The sequence below is a fragment of the Psychroflexus sediminis genome (assembly GCF_900099815.1).
Lineage (GTDB): Bacteria > Bacteroidota > Bacteroidia > Flavobacteriales > Flavobacteriaceae > Psychroflexus > Psychroflexus sediminis.
Genome location: NZ_FNCW01000006.1, coordinates 48,070 through 68,165, shown reverse-complemented (window position 1 = coordinate 68,165; position 20,096 = coordinate 48,070). Strand labels below are relative to the sequence as shown.

At 40.4% G+C, this 20,096-nt stretch carries 11 protein-coding genes; 6 read left to right on the top strand and 5 right to left on the bottom strand.

Features of this window, described 5'->3' with window-relative positions; genetic code table 11:
- Positions 1 to 7 precede the first annotated feature (7 nt).
- The 4 genes from BLP81_RS07255 to purL all read right to left on the bottom strand — a co-directional run bounded on the left by BLP81_RS07255 (position 8) and on the right by purL (position 5,675).
- Positions 8 to 1,141, bottom strand: a complete 1,134-nt coding sequence (locus tag BLP81_RS07255) for a hypothetical protein (protein WP_093367787.1) — start codon at positions 1,139 to 1,141, stop codon at positions 8 to 10.
- Between the two features lie 196 nt (positions 1,142 to 1,337).
- Positions 1,338 to 1,505, bottom strand: a complete 168-nt coding sequence (locus BLP81_RS13655) for a hypothetical protein (RefSeq protein ID WP_176752697.1) — start codon at positions 1,503 to 1,505, stop codon at positions 1,338 to 1,340.
- A 9-nt stretch (positions 1,506 to 1,514) separates the two neighbouring features.
- Positions 1,515 to 2,015: a cupin domain-containing protein gene (locus tag BLP81_RS07250; protein WP_093367786.1), complete on the bottom strand. Its 501-nt coding sequence runs from the start codon at positions 2,013 to 2,015 to the stop codon at positions 1,515 to 1,517.
- 3 nt (positions 2,016 to 2,018) lie between these two features.
- Positions 2,019 to 5,675 (bottom strand): phosphoribosylformylglycinamidine synthase, encoded by a 3,657-nt coding sequence (gene purL / locus BLP81_RS07245; protein ID WP_093367785.1) that lies wholly within the window; start codon positions 5,673 to 5,675, stop codon positions 2,019 to 2,021.
- Positions 5,676 to 5,815: 140 nt separating this feature from the next.
- Between purL and BLP81_RS07240 the strand changes: the two genes are divergently transcribed.
- The 6 genes from BLP81_RS07240 (at position 5,816) to BLP81_RS07215 (ending at position 16,872) form a co-directional block, all read left to right on the top strand.
- A complete protein-coding gene (locus tag BLP81_RS07240) occupies positions 5,816 to 6,871 on the top strand; it encodes a DUF3810 domain-containing protein (protein WP_093367782.1) in 1,056 nt (351 codons plus the stop codon).
- A 30-nt stretch (positions 6,872 to 6,901) separates the two neighbouring features.
- Positions 6,902 to 9,892, top strand: coding sequence for an amidohydrolase family protein (locus BLP81_RS07235; protein WP_093367779.1), 2,991 nt, complete (start codon positions 6,902 to 6,904; stop codon positions 9,890 to 9,892).
- Position 9,893: 1 nt separating this feature from the next.
- Positions 9,894 to 11,186 carry an amidohydrolase family protein gene (locus BLP81_RS07230; RefSeq protein ID WP_093367776.1) on the top strand — a complete coding sequence of 431 codons (1,293 nt, stop codon included), beginning with the start codon at positions 9,894 to 9,896 and terminating at the stop codon, positions 11,184 to 11,186.
- A gap of 406 nt (positions 11,187 to 11,592) precedes the next feature.
- Positions 11,593 to 13,695 (top strand): ATP-dependent DNA helicase RecG, encoded by a 2,103-nt coding sequence (recG, locus tag BLP81_RS07225; protein WP_093367773.1) that lies wholly within the window; start codon positions 11,593 to 11,595, stop codon positions 13,693 to 13,695.
- 192 nt (positions 13,696 to 13,887) lie between these two features.
- Positions 13,888 to 14,802 (top strand): CPBP family intramembrane glutamic endopeptidase, encoded by a 915-nt coding sequence (locus tag BLP81_RS07220; RefSeq protein WP_093367771.1) that lies wholly within the window; start codon positions 13,888 to 13,890, stop codon positions 14,800 to 14,802.
- Positions 14,803 to 15,039: 237 nt separating this feature from the next.
- Complete coding sequence (locus BLP81_RS07215; RefSeq protein ID WP_093367769.1) at positions 15,040 to 16,872, top strand: CocE/NonD family hydrolase; 1,833 nt, start codon at positions 15,040 to 15,042, stop codon at positions 16,870 to 16,872.
- A 352-nt stretch (positions 16,873 to 17,224) separates the two neighbouring features.
- Here BLP81_RS07215 and BLP81_RS07210 read toward each other — a convergent pair whose 3' ends face one another.
- Positions 17,225 to 20,038, bottom strand: a complete 2,814-nt coding sequence (locus BLP81_RS07210; protein WP_093367766.1) for an alpha-amylase family glycosyl hydrolase — start codon at positions 20,036 to 20,038, stop codon at positions 17,225 to 17,227.
- Positions 20,039 to 20,096: the final 58 nt, after the last annotated feature.

Here is a 20,096-nt window from a genome sequence, read left to right as displayed (position 1 = left end):
TTATAACTTATCTTGATTTATTGTCGGTTAAGAAATAATACCCAAAATTGATATTAAACCTCGCTTCCCAGCCTAAATTTGGATTACCTTCTCCCAGTTCGTTAGTGAAGTTTCCACCAAACCAGGAGTGATTATATCCGGCGGCATAATCTACATAGATGTACATATCGCCAGCCATGACCAAAACCCCCGTAACGTTCATAGCTGTATTTTTGAATCCTGAAGCCTGTTTATCCATATACCCAAAGTCATTGTAGAATTTGAGATTGCTTATGGGGCCCAGACTCACAGGCAAATTATAAGATATAGCTGCGGTGTACATTTCATAGTCGGAAGCTACTTCATAAGGAAATCCATAAGCTCCCATTTGGACAACCTCTCTGCTTTGTCCTAGGGCATTGATGGGATTATGTCTAGCTGTAATCAATGAGGTTTTTAAGTTCCATCTTTTATGAAAAACTTCATGATGGAGTGCAAACGCACTGTGGTTTCCAACCTCTTTAGTGTCGATGTTATAAAGTCCTCCATATTGAGCAGACAGACCAATTCTGTGTTTGAATTTCTCTCCTGTTTTATAAACAAATTTTCCATTGAACTGGTTTATTTCTTTATTCCTGCCCACAATATCATAGGCATACCGATTTGAACTGACCTCACTCGCTCCTCCGAGATCAAATAACTCAGAGCCTTTGAAAAAGGCTAACTGGTATTCAAATTTTTCTCCTTTATTCATGTATTTTACCCCCATATCATGGTCATCTTCAAGTCCGGTGTAGTAAGTGAGATTAAAAAACCAGTTGAAAGAATTGTATTCCTGAATGCCAAAGGGAACCTGAGTCAAGCCAATATGAATATCTTCTTTTTCATTGAAGGAATACCCCATCCAGCCACTTTTCATGAATCCACCTCCAAAGGCTGGAGAGTATTCACGATATTCTGCATTTAAGTAAACGCCCTTGTATCTGGCCTCAGCATTCACTCTAAATATATCATAAACAAAATCTCCTCCTATGTCTTTTTGGTCGCCATTCCATGAGGTGTATAGATAATTGTAACGCAATGCACCCCCAATATCAACAATTGGCTTGTCCTGCGCATAATTTAAAAATGGAAGAAAGAGCAATAAAAGAATTTTTTTCATCAGGCATTTTTTAAGGATATTCAAATTAACAAAATATAATAGAGTTGAATAAGAAGTTGATCTTAACTTTTGATAAAATTTGTTTTAGGTTAAAAAATATAAAAAAAATTAGGGATTTTGCTCTCTAAAGCCTTACAATCAAAATTTTTGTGATTAAGATTAAGAGAATTGTAAAAATATGTTCTGTATAACCTGTTTAGTGCCTTTTGCCCTTCCAGGTTCCTCCGTATTTGTAATGCGGGAGGCCCTGCTGCTTCTCTGAGGAGGTTTTACAGGCAAAAATCCATGTTTTGCCCTTTTCTATCTGAATTCGATACAGTACCTCAAATTCTTCTTCACAAATCGAACAGATTTTTGTTTTCAAAAAAGAAAGTTAGCGTGTGAGTCTCAAAATCAATTCACTATGTTTAGGGAATTTCTGCTGAAGTTGCTGGCGTTCAGCTAATTTAAAATCTTTAAAATCAAAGCCGGGAGCAACGGTACAGCCCACAAGTGCAAAGCCTTCGGGATGATCAATTTCAGCAGCAAACCAGTGCTGAGCAGGAACGACAAACTGAGGTGTTTCTCCTGCTGAAAAATCCGACCCTATTTTGATATTAGAGTAATCCCCTTCAGGAGAAATCATGTGAAGTGAAATTCTTTGCCCTAAATAAAAATGCCAGGCTTCATCCTGATTGACTTTATGAAAGGCTGAAAACGCGTTAGCTGTTAACATAAAATAAATGCAGGTGCATACACTTCGTTCTGACTCAAATTCAGAAGGTAATTCGTTTTTAGAAATGGAAAGATCACTTCTGTAGGTTTCTTTGAAATACCCGCCTTCAGGATGTTTTTCTAAATCTAATTTTTCAATCAATTGTTTCTGAGTGAGCATAGCTTAAGCTTTTTCGAACCATGTTTTTGCATTTTGAAAAGCCTCAATCCACGGCGAAACCTCATCGGTTTTTCTGTCTTTAGGATAATGTGCCCAGTTCCAGGAAAAGGTCGATCGCTCCAGGTGTGGCATCATCACCAGATGTCTTCCTGTTTCATCGCAAAGCATGGCTGCATTATAATCTGAACCATTCGGATTGCAGGGGAATTCCTCTCTGAAGTATTTCGCAGGTATGGAATACTGATGTTCTTCCATTGGTAAATAGAATTTACCTTCCCCATGCGCGGCCCAAATACCCAGCGTAGAGCCTTCGAGGCTTTTGAGCATGATGCTCTTGCTTTCGGAAATAGTGACCGCCGTGAAGCGACATTCAAACTTTCCTGAGTCGTTGTGTAGCATTTTCGGTTTTTCTTCATGCTGTGGTGTGATCAGTCCCAGCTCTACAAAGAGCTGACATCCGTTACATACCCCAAGCGATAAGGTGTCTTCCCTGTTGAAGAAATTGCGCAAAGCCAGGTTGGCGTTTTCATTGTATTTGAAAGCTCCGGCCCAGCCTTTAGCGCTGCCCAGAACGTCGGAATTCGAAAATCCTCCAACGGCTGCAATAAACTGGACATCTTCCAGAGTTTCTTCACCAGACATCAAATCGGTCATGTGGATGTCTTTTACATCAAACCCGGCCAGATGCATGGCTCTGGCCATCTCACGTTCAGAATTTGAGCCTTTTTCTCTTATGATGGCAGCCTTGATGCGTTTCCCCTCAACGGGTTTTAATTTTCCATCAAAATGCGCCGGGAAATTGAAGGTTAAGCCGTTATCCCTGAAGTTCTCGTGACGTTCTTTAGCTTTTACTTCTCCACTCTGGTGTTTGTCAAATTCATAAGACGTCTGTAACCAGTAGTTCCTGTAGGTATCCACATCAAAACTCAGGTTTTGTTCATCAAGAGCAATGCTTAGCTTACCGGTTGAGTTTACTTCTCCAAGATAGAGGGGATGTAGGTCAAGTTCCTTAAAATCTGCAGTTAAATCTCCATCCGCCTGAAACACAATGCCTGTATTTTCTGCAAACAAGAGTTTGAACACATCTTTTTCTTCAAAAGCTTTGAAATCCAGTTCAGCGCCTAAATCATTGTCCGCAAAGCATAATTCCAGCAAAGTGGTAATGAGGCCTCCCGATGAAATATCATGACCGCTGACTAGTTTATGTTGTTTGATCAGCGTTTGAATGGCATTGAATTTCTTTTTGAATTCAGCATCTGCATTGACGGATGGGGCCTTATGTCCAACTTTATTCAAGAGTTGATAGAAAGCTGAGCCGCCGAGCTCCAGGTCATGCTGAGAAAAATCCAAATAATATATAGATCCTGCCTCTTTTTGAAACATAGGTTCAATCACACGGGTGATTTCATTACAGTGCCCGGCCGCAGAGATAATCACCGTCCCCGGCGAAAGCACTTCCCGGTCTTTATAACGCTGCTTCATCGATAAGGAATCCTTACCGGTAGGAACGTTGATTCCCAGATTAATAGCAAATTTTGAAACGGCTTTCACTGCCTCATACAGTCTGGCATCTTCGCCCTCATTATTACAGGGCCACATCCAGTTAGCTGACAATGAAACTGAAGTTAAATCATCTTGCAATGGTGCCCAAATGATGTTGGTTAAGGCCTCTGCGACAGAGTTTTTGGCTCCTGCAGCAGGATTGATTAAGCCAGAAATAGGCGAGTGACCAATGGAGTTGGCAACCCCTTCTTTGCCGTTATAATCTAAGGCAACTACCCCGCAGTTATTAAGTGGAACCTGCAAGGGTCCTACAGTTTGCTGAACAGCAACGCGACCGGAAACGCATCTGTCCACTTTATTGACCAGCCAGTCTTTACAGGCGATGGATTCCAGTTGAAGCAACTGCTCGACGTAATCGTATATTTTTTTAGAATCGAATTCAGGATTTGAATAAGTTCTTTCTACTTTGTGATCTTTCATGATGGTTTTGGGAGAGCTCCCAAACATATCCTCTAACTTCAGATCCAAAGGTTTTTCCTGAGTTTTGGAATTTTTGAATACAAACTGATGGTCATCGGTGACCGTTCCTACGCGATACATTGGAGAGCGCTCCCGTAAGGCCACTTTTTTCAAAAATTCGGAGTCTTTTTTTCCAATCACCAGACCCATGCGTTCCTGAGATTCGTTACCTATAATTTCTTTGGCGGAAAGCGTTGAATCGCCCACAGGAAGTTTGTCAATATCTATATGACCCCCCGTGTCTTCAACCAATTCACTTAAGCAGTTCAGGTGACCGCCGGCGCCGTGATCATGAATAGAGCGAATCGGGTTTTCCTCGAGTTCGACCATGGCACGAATAGCATTGGCAGCTCTTTTTTGCATTTCGGGGTTGGATCTCTGTACGGCGTTGAGTTCGATACCGCTTTCGAATTCGCCGGTATCTGCAGAAGATACTGCAGCACCTCCCATACCAATTCTGTAGTTGTCGCCGCCCAGAATAACGATATCATCGCCTTTTTTGGGAATGTCCTTTAAGGCCTGATCGGCTTTGCCGTAACCAACACCACCGGCCAGCATGATGACTTTATCGTAGGCTAATAATCGGTTATGTTCCTCATGTTCGAAGGTGAACAAAGAACCATTGATGAGCGGCTGACCAAATTTATTTCCAAAATCTGAAGCGCCGTCGGAGGCTTTAATCAGAATGTCCAGCGGACTTTGGTACAGCCATTCCCGTTTAGGGACTGATTTTTCCCAGGTCCTGGAATCGGTAAGTCTGGGGTAAGAGGTTATATATACAGCAGATCCGGCTAAGGGCAACGAGCCTTTTCCGCCGGCAAGCCGGTCTCTTATCTCACCGCCGCTACCTGTGGCAGCCCCGTTGAAGGGTTCTACTGTAGTCGGAAAATTGTGGGTTTCTGCTTTCAGGGAAATTACAGAATTGAATTTTGAATTTTTATATTCTGAAGCCATTTCAGGACGGGTAGGAGCAAACTGCTCAACCTGTGGTCCTTTGATGAAAGCTACGTTGTCTTTATAGGCCGAAACGATACTGTTGGGATGCGTTTCAGAGGTTTTACGGATGAGTTTGAAAAGCGATTCAGGCTGCTCTTCTCCATCAATGATAAAGGTTCCGTTAAAGATTTTATGTCTGCAATGCTCTGAATTGACCTGAGAAAAACCAAAGACTTCAGCATCGGTTAATTTACGTCCCAGTTTTTTGGAAAGGTTTTCCAAATAACCGACTTCTTCCTCATTGAGAGCCAGGCCTTCCTGTTGATTGTATTCCGCTATGTCATTTATGTCAAGAACAGGGTCAGGATGGATATCTATAGTAAAAATTTCCTGATCCAAGCCATCATACTTTTGGTAAAGCATTTTATCGAAATCCCTATCTTCCGAAGTCACATCATAAAACTCTTCAATTCTCTGAACATCATCGATTCCCATATTTTGAGTAATTTCCACAGCATTGGTGCTCCAGGGTGTAATCATCACCTGACGAGGTCCGATAAACTGCCCGTCGATCTGTTTTTCATCAACGAATTGAGCATCGCCAAATACCCATTTAAATTTTTTGATGGTTTCGTAATCTGGTCGTTTTACAAGGGAAACTGCGAAGTAATGCGTCGATTCAGCTTTAAAGAAAATGATCATTCCGTGTTGGATTTGAGTTGTGTTTTGACGCCTTCAAAATTACGATAAATATGTGAGTATTTTTAAAAATTGATTAAGTTTGAGACTGAATTTACCTAAACTCCCGTAGTGGACAATTCATCATATAATTAAATGACCACTTGAAAAACATCACCTTAAACTGTCTTGCTTTATTTTTTCCTTTTCAGTTGCTCTTGATTTACGTGCTGAAACAAAACCCTGCCTGGGTCGAAACGTATTACAGTGAAGGTTTTTTTTTAGTCTCATCTCAGCTTCAGCATTATCTGACGTCCTGGATTCCTTTTTCGCTTGGAGATTTGTTTTATTCTGCGCTTGTCCTAATAATTGTGGTTTGGATATTCAGGTTAATTAAGAGCAGGTTCAGAAAATTGGGCACACGGTTTTTAGAAGCTATGGCGTTTGTGTCTTTAATTTACTTTTTGTTTCATCTGTTCTGGGGCTTCAATTATTACCGCCTCCCATTGCATAAGTCTTTGGGCATCTCCACAGAATATACCAAAGCGGAGTTGTATGAATTCACCTGCGATTTGATTCAGAAAACCAATGATTTACATGCTGAACTGGCCGAGAATGACAGTGTTAAAGTAGACTATAAATTTAAGCAGGGTCAACTTCAGCAGTGGGTTTTTGAAGCCTATACCAACTCAACCAACGAAGATCTGAAAATTCCGTATCGGGTAGAAAATCTAAAAAAATCTTTGTTTTCCTTACCGCTTTCTTATGGAGGCTTTAGCGGGTATGTTAATCCGTTTACCAACGAAGGACAATACAATTATAAAATTCCCAAGTATAAACTGCCTACAACCATGGCGCACGAAATTGGGCATCAGCTGGGATACTCCAAGGAAAATGAAGCCAATTTCATAGCCTCTGTCATCACTATGCAGGACGAGAACAGATTTTTGCAATACTCGGGTTTAACTTTTGCTTTGAAGTATAGTCTCAATGATATGTATAAAAAAGATCCTCTTTTATCGGAAGCTCTTATCGCAGAACTCCGTCCAGGCGTTTTGAAAAATTACAAAGAAGTTCAGGAGTTTTGGCAGGCCTACACCGGACCTGTAGAATTAGTTATGGAAACCGTATACGGGAATTACCTCAAAGTCAATAATCAGCCACTGGGTATGAAAAGTTACGACTATGTGGTGGCTTTACTGGTCAATTATTATCAATAAATAAATTATTAATCACTAAATCAAATTTCAATGAAACAAAACATCTTTCTTTTATTTTGCTTGTTGAGTGCTGGTCTTTTTGCTCAGGATTATTTTCCTGAGAACAAGGGAGTCAAGACTCGGACCAGCAATTACACCGCAGTCAAGTCTGCCATCATTCATGTATCACCCTCACAAACCATTGAAAACGCTACCTTGCTTTTCAGGGATGGGAAAATCGTTGAAGTTGGTAAAAATGTAAGTCTTCCGGAAAACACAGTAGTTGTGGATGCGAAAGGCAAACACGTCTATCCTTCTTTTGTGGAAGTCTATTCTGATTTTGGAATCAAGGATATTGCCTCTGCACCCAGAGCTTCTCAGCCCCAGTATGACCCAAACAGAAAGGGCTATTACTGGAATGATCACATGAGACCGGAGCAGTCTGCAAAATCTCATTTTGAATTTGATGAGAAGAAAGCGGAGACCATGCGTAAAGCAGGTTTTGGAGCGGTTAACACGCATATAGCTGATGGCTTTATGAGGGGAAGCGGTGCTTTATTTGCACTGGCTGAAAGCGAAAATTTCAACGAAAATCTGTTGAAAGATAAGTCCGGGTTTTACTATGAGTTTAGTAAAAGCAAGCAGTCTCGTCAGGCCTATCCAAGCTCGATTATGGGTTATACAGCTTTGCTGAGACAATTTTACCATGATGCTAAAGCTTATGAAAACGGCCTTATAGAGGAAAAGGATCTGGCTATTGAAGCTTATCTGGCCAAAAAGAACATGCCTCAATTATTTTCGGTAGACAATTATTTAGACGCCTTCAGAGCTGATAAAATTGGAGACCAGTTTGATGTTCAGTATACCATCATCGGGTCTGGAGATGAGTACAAACGCATAGAAGACCTGAAGGAAATTAATGCGCATTTCATTTTACCGCTTAAGTTTCCTGAGGCTTACGATGTGGAAGATCCCTTCTTAAGAGAATATCTTACCCTTGGAGATATGAAACACTGGCAATATGCACCTTCCAATGCAAAAATTCTTGCAGAGCACGGGGTTGATATTTCGTTTACGTCTAAAGGACTAAAATCCCCGGATGAATTGCTGAAGAATCTGAAGAAAGCGGTTGAACGCGGCCTGGATAAGCAGACTGCTCTTGCCGGTCTAACGACACAGCCTGCCAAAGCTATAGGTGCTTCTGAGCTACTAGGAACTTTGGAAAAAGGTAAAGTGGCTAACTTCATCATTACTTCTGAAGAACTGTTTGAAGACGAATTTAAAATCTATGAAAACTGGGTTCAGGGACAACGTCACCGTTTGCAGCCTATGGATGTGATTGATATTTCAGGGGCATACGATTTGGTTTTGAATGATGAAACCTATGAATTAACCATCAAGAACAAATCGGGTGAATTTTCTGCTGAAGTCAAGCAGGATACCTTGAAGCTTGGAAGTAAACTTACGTATGAAGACGAATGGATGACCTTGGTCTTGAAAGATGCCGATAAATCCAGGGAAGAATATGCGCTTCTAACCTCAAAAATTCAGCCTTTTCAGGCAAATATTGACGGTCAAGCTATTTTAGGTGACGGTAACACGACCACATTCAGAGCCATTCAAAAGCAAACTGAATCCGTTTCAGAACAAGAAGAGGAGGACAAGAAAGAGGAGGAAAAAGCTATGGAAATGCTCTCCATGACGTATCCTAATTCGTCCTATGGAAGAGCTTCTGCCCAGTCGCAACCAGAGCGTTTATTGATTAAAAATGCAACGGTTATTACCGGTGAAGCGGAAGGAACTTTGGAAAATACCGATGTTTTACTGAAAGATGGTAAAATCGCTAAGATTGGTAAAGACTTAAGTGATGGAAGAGCTGAAGTTATCGACGGAACCGGTAAGTTTTTAACCGCCGGTATCATAGACGAGCATTCTCACATAGCCGGAACATCGATCAATGAAGGCGGACACAATTCTTCTGCTGAAGTGACTATGGAAGATGCCGTAGATCCTGATGACATCAGTATTTACAGATCTTTGGCTGGTGGTGTAACCAGTATTCAGTTGCTTCATGGTTCTGCCAACCCGATTGGCGGACGCTCTGCGGTTTTAAAACTCAAGTGGGGAGAAAATGCTGAAGATTTAATTTATGATAACACCCCAAAGCACATCAAATTTGCTTTAGGAGAAAACGTCAAACAATCTAACTGGGGTGGAAACTCAAGATTTCCGCAAACCCGAATGGGAGTGGAGCAGGTCTTTAGAGATTATTTTACACAGGCTAAAGCTTACGGCGAGAAAAAAGCATCAGGAGAGGCCTACCGTCACGATGATGAAATGGAAACCTTGCTGGAAATATTAAATGGTGAGCGTTACATCAGCTGTCATTCCTATGTTCAAAGTGAAATTAACATGCTGATGAAAGTAGCCGAAGAATTTGATTTTACGGTCAATACCTTCACGCACATACTGGAAGGCTATAAGGTAGCAGATATTATGGCAGAACACGGTGCAGGTGGTTCAACCTTCAGTGACTGGTGGGCTTATAAATACGAAGTTAATGACGCTATTCCTTTTAATGCTGCAATCATGCATAACCAGGGAGTAACCGTAGCCATTAACAGTGATGATGGTGAAATGATTAGACGTCTTAACCAGGAAGCAGCCAAATCCATGAAATATGGGGGAGTTCCAGCGGAAGACGCCTGGAAATTTGTAACCCTGAACCCTGCAAAACTGCTTCATATTGATGACAGAGTAGGAAGTATCAAAGAAGGGAAAGATGCCGATGTGGTGCTTTGGAACGGAGATCCGCTGTCGATTTATGCTACACCGGAGAAAACCATCATTGAAGGGGTTGTTTACTTCGATATCGAGAAGGATTTAGCCATGAGAGAGCGAGTTCAGGAGGAAAGACAATTCTTAATCAATAAAATGATGAAAGCCAAAAACAAAGGCCTGAAAACCCAACCGATTAAGAAACAAGAAAAAGTTTTTCTTCACTGTGACAGTTTAGATGACATTAACCATATACACGAATAAGATGAATTATAAACACATACTGACAAGCTGTTTTATTGCGTTAGCCCTGGTATTTTCAAGTCAGGCGCAACAAACACCAGCACCTAAACAAACCCAGGCTATTTCAATAGTAGGGGGTACAGCGCACATTGGAAATACAGACGTGGTTGAGAACTCCGTTGTTGTTTTTGAGAATGGAAAGATTACCTATGTAGGAACCGATGTGTCTGAAGCCAAAGGCAAGCTTATAGATGCCAAGGGGAAACACGTCTATCCCGGATTTATAGCACCAAATGCTACCTTAGGCCTGGTTGAAATCGATGCGGTTGCGGCCACAAATGATGAAGATGAACTGGGGAAGATGCTTCCGCACGTGAGAAGTTTGATCGCCTATAATGCCGAAAGTAAAATTGTAGAAAGCATGCGTCCTAACGGCGTTTTGATGGGCCAGATCACCCCAAAAGGCGGTCGTATCTCAGGAACCTCTTCTGTGGTTCAGTTTGATGCCTGGAACTGGGAAGATGCTGTAATCAAGGAAAATGATGCGATTCATATGAACTGGCCAAGCGGTTTCAGCAGAAGCGGAAACTGGTACGATGCCGACAGGGTATGGGAAAAGAATAAAGACTATACCGGAGAGATAGACGAAGTGGTGGCCTATTTTAACAACGCCAGGGCTTATGTTCCCGGATCTGCCGATAAAGATTTGGAATATGAAGCTATGGCCGGGTTATTTGATGGTTCCAAGGCTCTGTTTATTCACGTAGAAGGTGAAAAAGAAATCAGGGATGTCATCAGTTTTAAACAAAAAATGAATCTGGATAGAGTCACTATTGTTGGCGGATATCATGCCCATAAAGTGGCTGAAGATCTGGCAGCAAATGATATTTCTGTTCTTGTTCAGCGTACGCATCTGAATCCTAATTTTGAAGATGATGATTACGATTTGCCTTATAAACTACCAAAATTACTGCATGATGCAGGTGTTTTGGTAGCCCTTGAAGGAAGTGGACGTATGGAGCGTATGAATTCCAGAAACCTGCCGTTTTATGCGGGAACTGCTGCAGCTTTTGGCGTTGACAAAGAAATGGCAGTACAAATGATTACCCTCAATACTGCCAAAATTCTGGGTATGGAAGATCGGATCGGTTCTTTGGAAGTAGGCAAAGACGCTACGCTTTTTGTAAGTGAAGGGGATGCGCTGGATATGAAGGGCAATATTCTGACGGATGTTTACATTCAGGGAAGAGATGTGAGCCTGGAAACTCACCAGACCGAATTGTATGAACGGTATTCTAATAAATACCAGGATTAATTATCTGTTCGAGTGTTTTGTGAGTAAAGCATAGCTTAACGAAGAAAAAAAATATCGAGAACTAGTCATAAGGCTCTCGATACAAACACATTTCATTTTTTACTGAAAACCAAATTTCTCCATTCGAACGGACAAATGAATATTTCGATTATAAAAAAAGCTACTCATTTCGAGTAGCTTTTTTTATTCTAATCCACGTCTAAGGCGGGCATGTAGAATGACAATGTTGCTTGTCATTACGACAAAGGAGCCTGCCTGCGTTTCCTTGGCAAAGGCAGGGAATCTTTGAGTTTTTCGATAGAAGAGATTCTTCAGTCGCCGAAAAGGCTTCTTCCACGCCTAAGGCGGGCAGGCAGAATGACATCAGAAAAAACTGAGTTTACACGAAATATAGTATTTTCGTTTTATGGATACGAAAACCCTACAAATTCCTATAGAATATCTTAAAGGCGTCGGTCCGGGCCGGGCCGATTTGCTCAAAACGGAGTTGGGTATTCACAGGTTTCAGGATCTGCTTCAGTTCTTTCCTTTTCGCTATATCGACAAGTCTCGATTTTATAAAATTTCCGAGCTGCAGGATACGTCTGCTGAAGTTCAAATCATCGGTAAAATCACCAATGTGCGAACCCTGCCCATGAAACGCGGTAAACGCCTGGTAGCTGAATTTGAAGATGAAACAGGTGTTATGGAATTAGTTTGGTTTCGCGGGCATAAGTGGATTCTGGAAAACTTGAAAATCGATACGCCTTATGTCATTTTTGGTAAACTAAATCACTTTAAAGGTAGTTTTTCCATGCCACATCCTGAGATAGATGAGCTGGACAATTCTAAAATCAAATCTCAAATCAGGCTTCAGCCGGTTTATCCTTCCACCGAGAAGCTGAGTAAGCGGGGAATATCCAATCGAGTCATCAGCACCTTGATTTTTGGCTTGCTCGAACAGGCTAAAACCTTTCAGGAAACTTTACCCCATAATGTCTTATCCGATCTGAAAATGCTTTCCAAAACGGAAGCCATGCGTAATGTGCATTTCCCTCAGTCTGCAGAATTGCTTTCCAAAGCACAATTTCGGCTGAAATTTGAAGAGTTCTATTACATTCAGTTGCAGTTGCTGAGAAAAAATGCGGTGCATAAAGCCAAAATCAAGGGATTCCCCTTTGAACAAATTGGAGAGTATTTCAATACCTTTTATAAGTCGGTGCTGCCTTTTGAACTGACCAATGCTCAAAAGCGCGTGTTAAAAGAAATCCGAAAAGACCTGGGCAGCAACGCCCAAATGAACAGACTGCTGCAAGGCGACGTAGGGTCGGGTAAGACTATAGTGGCCCTGATGACCATGCTCATGGCCATTGATAACGGATTCCAGGCTTGTCTGATGGCACCTACCGAAATTCTGGCGACTCAGCATTACGAAGGCTTATCAGAACTTTGTGAACCTATAGGGGTTGAAGTTACACTCCTTACGGGTTCCACCAAAAAGAAAGACAGAACCATACTGCACGAACGCCTCCGTAACGGGGACTTACACATTTTAATAGGCACGCATGCCCTGATTGAAGATACGGTTCAGTTTAAAAATCTGGGTCTGGCGGTGATTGATGAGCAGCATAGATTTGGAGTGGCTCAGCGGGCTAAGCTCTGGAAGAAGAATTCCTTGCCACCACACGTTTTGGTGATGACCGCGACACCCATTCCCAGAACGCTTGCCATGAGCCTGTACGGGGATCTGGATGTGTCTGTCATAGATGAATTACCTCCTGGTCGGAAAGCCATCAAAACCGTGCATCGCTATGACAGCAACCGGTTGAAAGTGTTTAAATTCATCAAAGATGAAATCGATAAAGGGCGGCAGGTGTATATTGTGTATCCGTTGATTGAAGAATCGGCCAATTTTGATTATAAAGACCTGATGGATGGCTATGCCAGCATCGAACGGGAATTCCCAAAGCCGAAGTACCAGGTGTCCATTGTTCACGGTAAGATGAAGCCCGAAGATAAAGCTTACGAGATGGAGCGTTTCGTGAAAGGTAAAACGCAGATCATGGTAGCGACTACGGTGATTGAAGTCGGCGTGAATGTGCCCAATGCGAGTTTGATGATCATTGAAAGCGCCGAACGCTTTGGTTTGTCTCAGCTTCACCAGTTACGTGGTCGGGTAGGACGAGGGGCAGAGCAAAGCTATTGCGTGCTCATCACAGGTAAGAAGTTAAGTTCTGATGGGAAAACCCGAATGGAAACTATGACGGCTACCAATGACGGCTTTCAGATTGCTGAGGTGGATTTGAAATTGCGTGGACCGGGGAACCTGATGGGGACACAGCAAAGCGGAATTCTGAACTTAAAAATAGCAGATCTGGTCAAGGATAATCAGATCTTAAAAACCGCCAGAAGTTATGCGCACCATGTCATCAAAGCTGACCCCAACTTACAGATGGACGAGCACAAAATGATCAATGTAACTTACCGAGCCCTGTTTAAAGACCAAACGATCTGGAATTATATCAGTTAAGCCCAAGATGATTTCTTTTTTAGATTAATAATGAATACTACCTATCTAGCATTCAACACTTCCGGTATTTCTATGGTAGATGTACGGTCAAACCGTAATCTAATTGAATCTTAAAGGTTTATAATTGCTGCTTCGTAAAGTAATATTCTTACTATCAAAATTTTATGATCAATAATTAACTAACCAAAAACGATGAGTAGATTGATAAATAAAAGGAGAAATATATATCTTGTAGCAGGCCTGTTTTTAAGTATTCTTTTTTCAGTTTTAATGTTTTTTGAAGTTGTCAATGTTGATCGTCAACTGTTTGATAGTGTTACAAGCAAAAAAACTTTGATAATTTCTTTGATATACATAACTATTTTCGCTCCAATCATAGAAGAGATTGCATTTAGGCTCAACATTAATACTAAGAATAAGTGGTTTATCGTAGTTTCCTTTTTGGTTGCATCTGGTATTATTTTTTTGAGCTTTGAAATTGTTTTATCTTCAATACTTTTTTTGGCTTTTGTGTTTTCAATTCTTTTTTATTTTAAAAGTAAGAAGTCGTATGCTCTCGATATTCAAATTATAGTCACCTCTATTATATTTTCATTAATGCATTTCTCCGGAGATATTACCACTGCTATTAACTTCTTAAGTCTAAGTTTATATTTTTTATATTTTGTAGGTGCAGGATTGATACTTGCCTGGTTAAGAATTAATTATAAGTTTTATTCCAATGTGATTGCTCATATTTTGATTAATTCAATTGCTACGATAGTAACAATTTTTCCAAGTTTTGATAGCGAGACCAAAACCATAGACTGTGATGAATTGCAGTTCTTCTATTCTGAACGTCATATTTTTAACAATGAGGGTTCTAGCGCCTTTCTTAAGCAAGATACTTTAGTCCTCAAAAACACAAATATTATTTATATGCTTGATTTATACTTAAAGGATGAAGATGTAAAATCTAAGTATATTCAAACCAATGGACTAATTTTTTATGATCTAAAACTTCCAGAATTTTATGACACTTCTCCTCAGGCCTTTTTAGATTGTCTGGAAGAACATGAACTCATTAAAAGGAAATCTTCTGTTCAAGTTGACCTTGATGTTTTATAAACTTATGGATATCTTAAATTTTTAAGCCGACTTCAGTAGTCCTTACTCGCCTAAGAAGGATGTTAATGTGGACTTTCACATTTAAGCTGGATATCATTAAGCAAATAAGCAAACGAACTTAACCTGCCTGCGTTCCTTGGAAGGCAGGATTCAGCATATAAAAGTCAACTCCTGAATATACCTGAAGTTTTAAACTAAATCTGTATTTTTAAGTCCTAGAATAAAATAATAAAGTATATGAAACATTTTAAATTTGGTTTGCTCTTATTTTTGCTGTGTGCGGTTTCCAGCGTGATGGCTCAACACGATGTAAAAGCCAATTACGACAAGCAGGAAGTAGACATCGAAATGCGTGATGGCGTGAAATTACATACGACCATTTATACGCCAAAGGATAAAACTAAAGCCTATCCGATATTGATGCAGCGAACGCCCTACAGTTCCAGACCTTACGGGGAAGATCAGTACAGACGTCAAATCGGCCCGAATACATTCCTGATGGAACAGGGGAACATCATTGTGTATCAGGACGTGCGCGGACGCTGGATGAGTGAAGGAACTTACGATAATATGCGTGCCTATATTCCCAAAAAAACAGGAAAGCAGAGCGATGAAGCCTCCGATACTTACGATACGATAGACTGGCTGGTGAACAACGTGGAGAATAACAATGGAAACGTAGGAACCTGGGGTATTTCGTATCCGGGTCATTATGCAGCCATGTCTGTCTTATCAGATCATCCCGCTTTGAAAGCAGCTTCGCCTCAGGCGCCAATTGGTGATTTTTATTTTGATGATTTTCACCATAATGGAGCTTACTTGCTGAGCTACTGGATCGCTACTGCTGTATTTGGTTACGACAAAGAAGAACCAGTTACAGAAGCCTGGTACGCTGTGCCGGATATCGGCACAAGAGATGCCTATCAATTCTTTTTGGATATAGGTCCGTTGAAAAACCTCGATAAATATTATGGCGAAGACAATGTGTTTTGGCAGCAATTGAAAGACCATCCGGACTATGATGAATTCTGGCAAAAGCGCGGACTGGTTCAGCACATGAAAAATGTAAAACCAGCGGTACTGACTGTCGGGGGTTTATTTGACGCGGAAGATCTTTACGGACCTTTTGAAATTTATAAGAGTTTAGAAAAGAACAGCGATAACTATAATGCTTTGGTGTTTGGGCCCTGGAGTCATGGGGACTGGGCCAGACTGAAAAAGAGACAGGCCGTGGGAAATATTTATTTTGGAGATAACTTATCTGAAAACTTCCAGCTGGATTATGAAACCGAATTTTTTAATCACTTTTTGAAGGGTGAAAAAGAATTTGATATTCCTGAAGCGTCGGTTTATGATACTGGCGCCATGGAATGGAACGCTTACGAAATGTGGCCACCAGAAAACGCGACCGCCACTGATTTCTACCTCGTGGACAATCAGAATCTGAGCATGGAACCAAAACCGGATTTTGAAAATAAATTTGTAAGTGACATTACCAAACCTGTGCCTTTTACGGAAGACATCAAGGTAACCTTTACCCCAAGAAAATACATGACCGACGACCAGCGTTTTGCAGCCCGTCGTCCTGATGTGATGGTTTATGAAACCGAGGTCCTTCAAGAAGATATGAAATTGTCCGGCGAGATTCTGGCAGCTTTGAAAGTGGCGACCACGGGTACGGCAGCCGACTGGATTGTAAAAATCATCGACGTATATCCTGCAGACGCTGAAGATTCTGAAGAAATGCAGGATCACCTGAGGATGAGCAATTACCATATGATGGTAAGAAGTGAAGTCTTCAGAGGTCGATACAGAGAGAGCTTTTCGGATCCGAAGCCTTTTGTGCCCGGTAAGAAAACCAGCGTTGACTTTGCTTTGCAGGACATCAACCATACCTTTAAAAAAGGGCATAAGTTACAGATACAGGTGCAGAGTACCTTTTTTCCTTTCATCGATAGAAATCCACAGAAGTATGTGGACAATATCTTTGAAGCGGATGAAGAGGACTTCGAAACGCATACACATACCATTTATGGAGATTCCAAAATTGTGCTTCCTGTGGTGAAGTAAGTTTTGACTTCTATACTATTTTCGGTAAATGAAAGTTTACCGGTGATTGAGTGATTCTTCGAAGAAGAATTGTATCGAAATCAGGTAAACTGCTTGAAACCACCGAAATTGTGCTTCCTGTAGTGAAGTAAAATGCATTATTGAATTAACGGAAAACCCCGAGCTTTGGCTTGGGGTTTCGTTTTTTCCTCCCTTACCTGTACTGAGTTTATCGAAGTGAGGGAGTCTGCCTGCGTTTCTTGGCAAAGGCAGAGATTAAGGAGGGGGTTCTACTTAACTTTAATTAGCAAAAACAAAAAGCCCTCGAGTGCTAACTCGAGGGCTTTTAGAATACACTCTAAATTTTTGGTGTTTAGTGTATGATCAGTTTCTCTGCTTGAGATTGTTTTTGATTGGTGTACTTTATAAAATATAAACCTGGGTTGAGCTGGTCTGTTCCAAAACGATGCTTAGCTTCAAAACCACCTTTGTACTCCTTAAGCAGTCTTCCATTCACATCAAAGATTTGAACTGAATCGACTTGATTTGAAATAGAGAAGTAGTCCTTTGCAGGATTTGGATACACGCTGTAATCCAGGCTGGATACTTCGTTTGTACTCAAAGTGGATGGCTGATTATTAAAATATATCTTGAATTCCCCAGGAGCTAAACTTACATTCATGCTTGTATTTGTCACCTCAATCGTAGTTTCAGTTACAGCATCAAACCATGTTCCTGCTTCCTGGAAAAAAGGTTGAGTTGTAATTGAAGTCACGCCAAAATTTCCAACGATAATAACATATTTAGGCTCGCTTCCTGTGGCGCTATCATCTACTAGATATATTTTTTTATTGACATCGTCGGCGACTTCAAGCGTGAAATTATCTGTCTTAAAAATCGGCTCATTATTTCTCAATGTAATAAGCTTAGACCAAAAGTTATAGACATCAGTTCTGTCTTGATTATTTTGATAGCCCAGATTCCAAGGTATAGGTTTTGGACCAGTTCTGCAATCATCATTAATAGTTCCATCCTCACATCGATTAATGCTAAATTCATAACCTAATTCACCAAACTGCCATATCATTTTAGGTCCTGGGATCGTAAAATAAAAGGCACCCGCAAGTTCCATTCTGTCTAAGGCTGTTTCCAGTACTCTAGTATCATATGAACCTTCTCTGTTTCCGAATTCAAGGTTTTTGTACATGAGTCTTTCTTCATCATGACTTTCCATATAACCTACAACCGATGGGGTAGACCAGCCTCTGGATTGAGCACTAACTCTTCTGAAGTTTGAATTATCGTAACCCATAGTAGCCTGATTATAATTAAAATTTACATTTCCCCAAACCAACATTCCTGGCTCTTCGCTGTTACTTGTAGCTCTGTGATTGATTAAAATTTCTTCTTCGCTGTCCGGAGCAAAATGTTCTAAAATGATATAAGCATCGTTATCATAACTTCTGATCTCATCGTACATTCTGGTGAGGTTATCAATTCTAGCCTGGTCAAAACTACCTCCATCACCAGGAGTATTTGTAAAGCCTTTGGTGAAATCAAATCTGTAGCCATCAATTTTGTATTCCTCTATCCAAAATCTATTGATTTGATCCATGTACTCTTCTGTTGCCTGAGATTCATGATCGATATCGTTAAAGAAACTAAAAGTAGAGTTTGGATCACTAACATTGAAAATTGGATTTTCTGGAGTTGCTTGGCCTTCATAACATCCTCCACAGTCGTTATACATTCTGTAATATGGATGCTGACCTGTAGCATGGTTGAATACGACATCCAAAATAACTGCAATTCCTCTTTGATGACAAGCATCTACAAAAGCTTTGAAGGCATGAGGAGAACCGTAATATTTATCTAAAGCCATGTGTAATGCAGGACTATATCCCCAGTTTATATTACCGTCAAATTCATTGACTGGCATGAGTTCAATTGCATTAATTCCTAATTCTTCGAGATAATCCAGTCTTGAAATGACAGATTGAAAGCTGTGAGCAGCATCAAAATCTCTAATTAAAAGTTCGTAAATAACCAAATCCTCCTGAGCAGGTCTTGTAAAATTTTCAGCCTGCCATTGATAGTCAGTTTGATTTACTTTCACCCAACTAATCAATTCCGAAGTTGATTGTTGTGGATAACTTGGAATATTCGGAAAAGTTAACTCTTCAATAAACTGATCATTAAATCGATCTAAAACCAATTCAGAATAAGGGTCGGGGACTACAATATCTGCTTCAATGCTATATTGAAATAAAAAATCATCATTTGGTGCACTAAAATTGTTCAAAGTAATCCAATGTTGATTTGTAGTATCATCAAAATTCATTAAATACGTATTGTCTATGGTCCAATTGTTATTGTTGAAATTACCAATGACGTGAACAAATTCTTTATTAGGTGCAAATAGAACCAGTGTGATTTCATCAGGATTGCTAGTATTGTAATTAATACCATTTTTTGCTCCAGCGGGAACAGGAGCAATGGTAACATCTGGAGTCAGTACTGCATTAATATTGAACTCAAAAATTTCTCCTGAATTAGGCTCAGTTGCTGTCAATACAAAATTTGAATCTTGAGTAATAGTAAGATTGTTGGAATACGAAGTAATTCCATTTTGAGTGTCAATAAGACTGCCATTTTGAGTTAATTCAAAGTTAGCATTGAGACTAGCAGTGGCTTGAATGCTCAATACATCGCCAGAGTTAAGAATATTAGTAGTTTCCAGCGGGCTGTCTAAACTTACCTGAAAGGTACCTACAGGAATTAGGTTATCTTGAGTTTTTCTTTCTCCATTTCCTGTGCTATTACCATCTTTTGCTTTAGCAAGCATACCCAGTTGACCAATATCATTAGCATTATAAAATGTAGTGGGCGTAAATGTTATAGAAAAAGTTCCATCACCATTATCGGTCATTTTTTGAGCTTCACTTGAGCTTTCCCAGGTTCCATTGGTTGGTGAATCACCTCCAAAATTCCCTGATGTATTTATATACCAGGCCCAAAAGTAAACATCGGAAACTCCCCATACGGCAGGATCGACTCCAGAAACTGTAATGGTGATCTCTTCATTTTGTTCAAAAGTAGGTGGAGAGACTGTGAAGGTCCCTTCCTGTTGTTGAGCAACTCCAATTATTGTAAAAAATAATGTCGTTAAAAGTAAAATTTTTTTCATGTTTCTTAAATATAAAAAAGGCTATCCCTGAGGATAGCCTTAAGATTATTAGTGAAAT

Coding starts and splice junctions, on each gene's coding strand:
- BLP81_RS07255 (WP_093367787.1), bottom strand. CDS start 1,141: ATGAAAAAAATTCTTTTATTGCTCTTTCTTCCATTTTTAAATTATGCG.
- BLP81_RS07250 (WP_093367786.1), bottom strand. CDS start 2,015: ATGCTCACTCAGAAACAATTGATTGAAAAATTAGATTTAGAAAAACAT.
- purL (WP_093367785.1), bottom strand. CDS start 5,675: ATGATCATTTTCTTTAAAGCTGAATCGACGCATTACTTCGCAGTTTCC.
- BLP81_RS07235 (WP_093367779.1), top strand. CDS start 6,902: ATGAAACAAAACATCTTTCTTTTATTTTGCTTGTTGAGTGCTGGTCTT.
- BLP81_RS07230 (WP_093367776.1), top strand. CDS start 9,894: ATGAATTATAAACACATACTGACAAGCTGTTTTATTGCGTTAGCCCTG.
- recG (WP_093367773.1), top strand. CDS start 11,593: ATGGATACGAAAACCCTACAAATTCCTATAGAATATCTTAAAGGCGTC.
- BLP81_RS07220 (WP_093367771.1), top strand. CDS start 13,888: ATGAGTAGATTGATAAATAAAAGGAGAAATATATATCTTGTAGCAGGC.
- BLP81_RS07215 (WP_093367769.1), top strand. CDS start 15,040: ATGAAACATTTTAAATTTGGTTTGCTCTTATTTTTGCTGTGTGCGGTT.
- BLP81_RS07210 (WP_093367766.1), bottom strand. CDS start 20,038: ATGAAAAAAATTTTACTTTTAACGACATTATTTTTTACAATAATTGGA.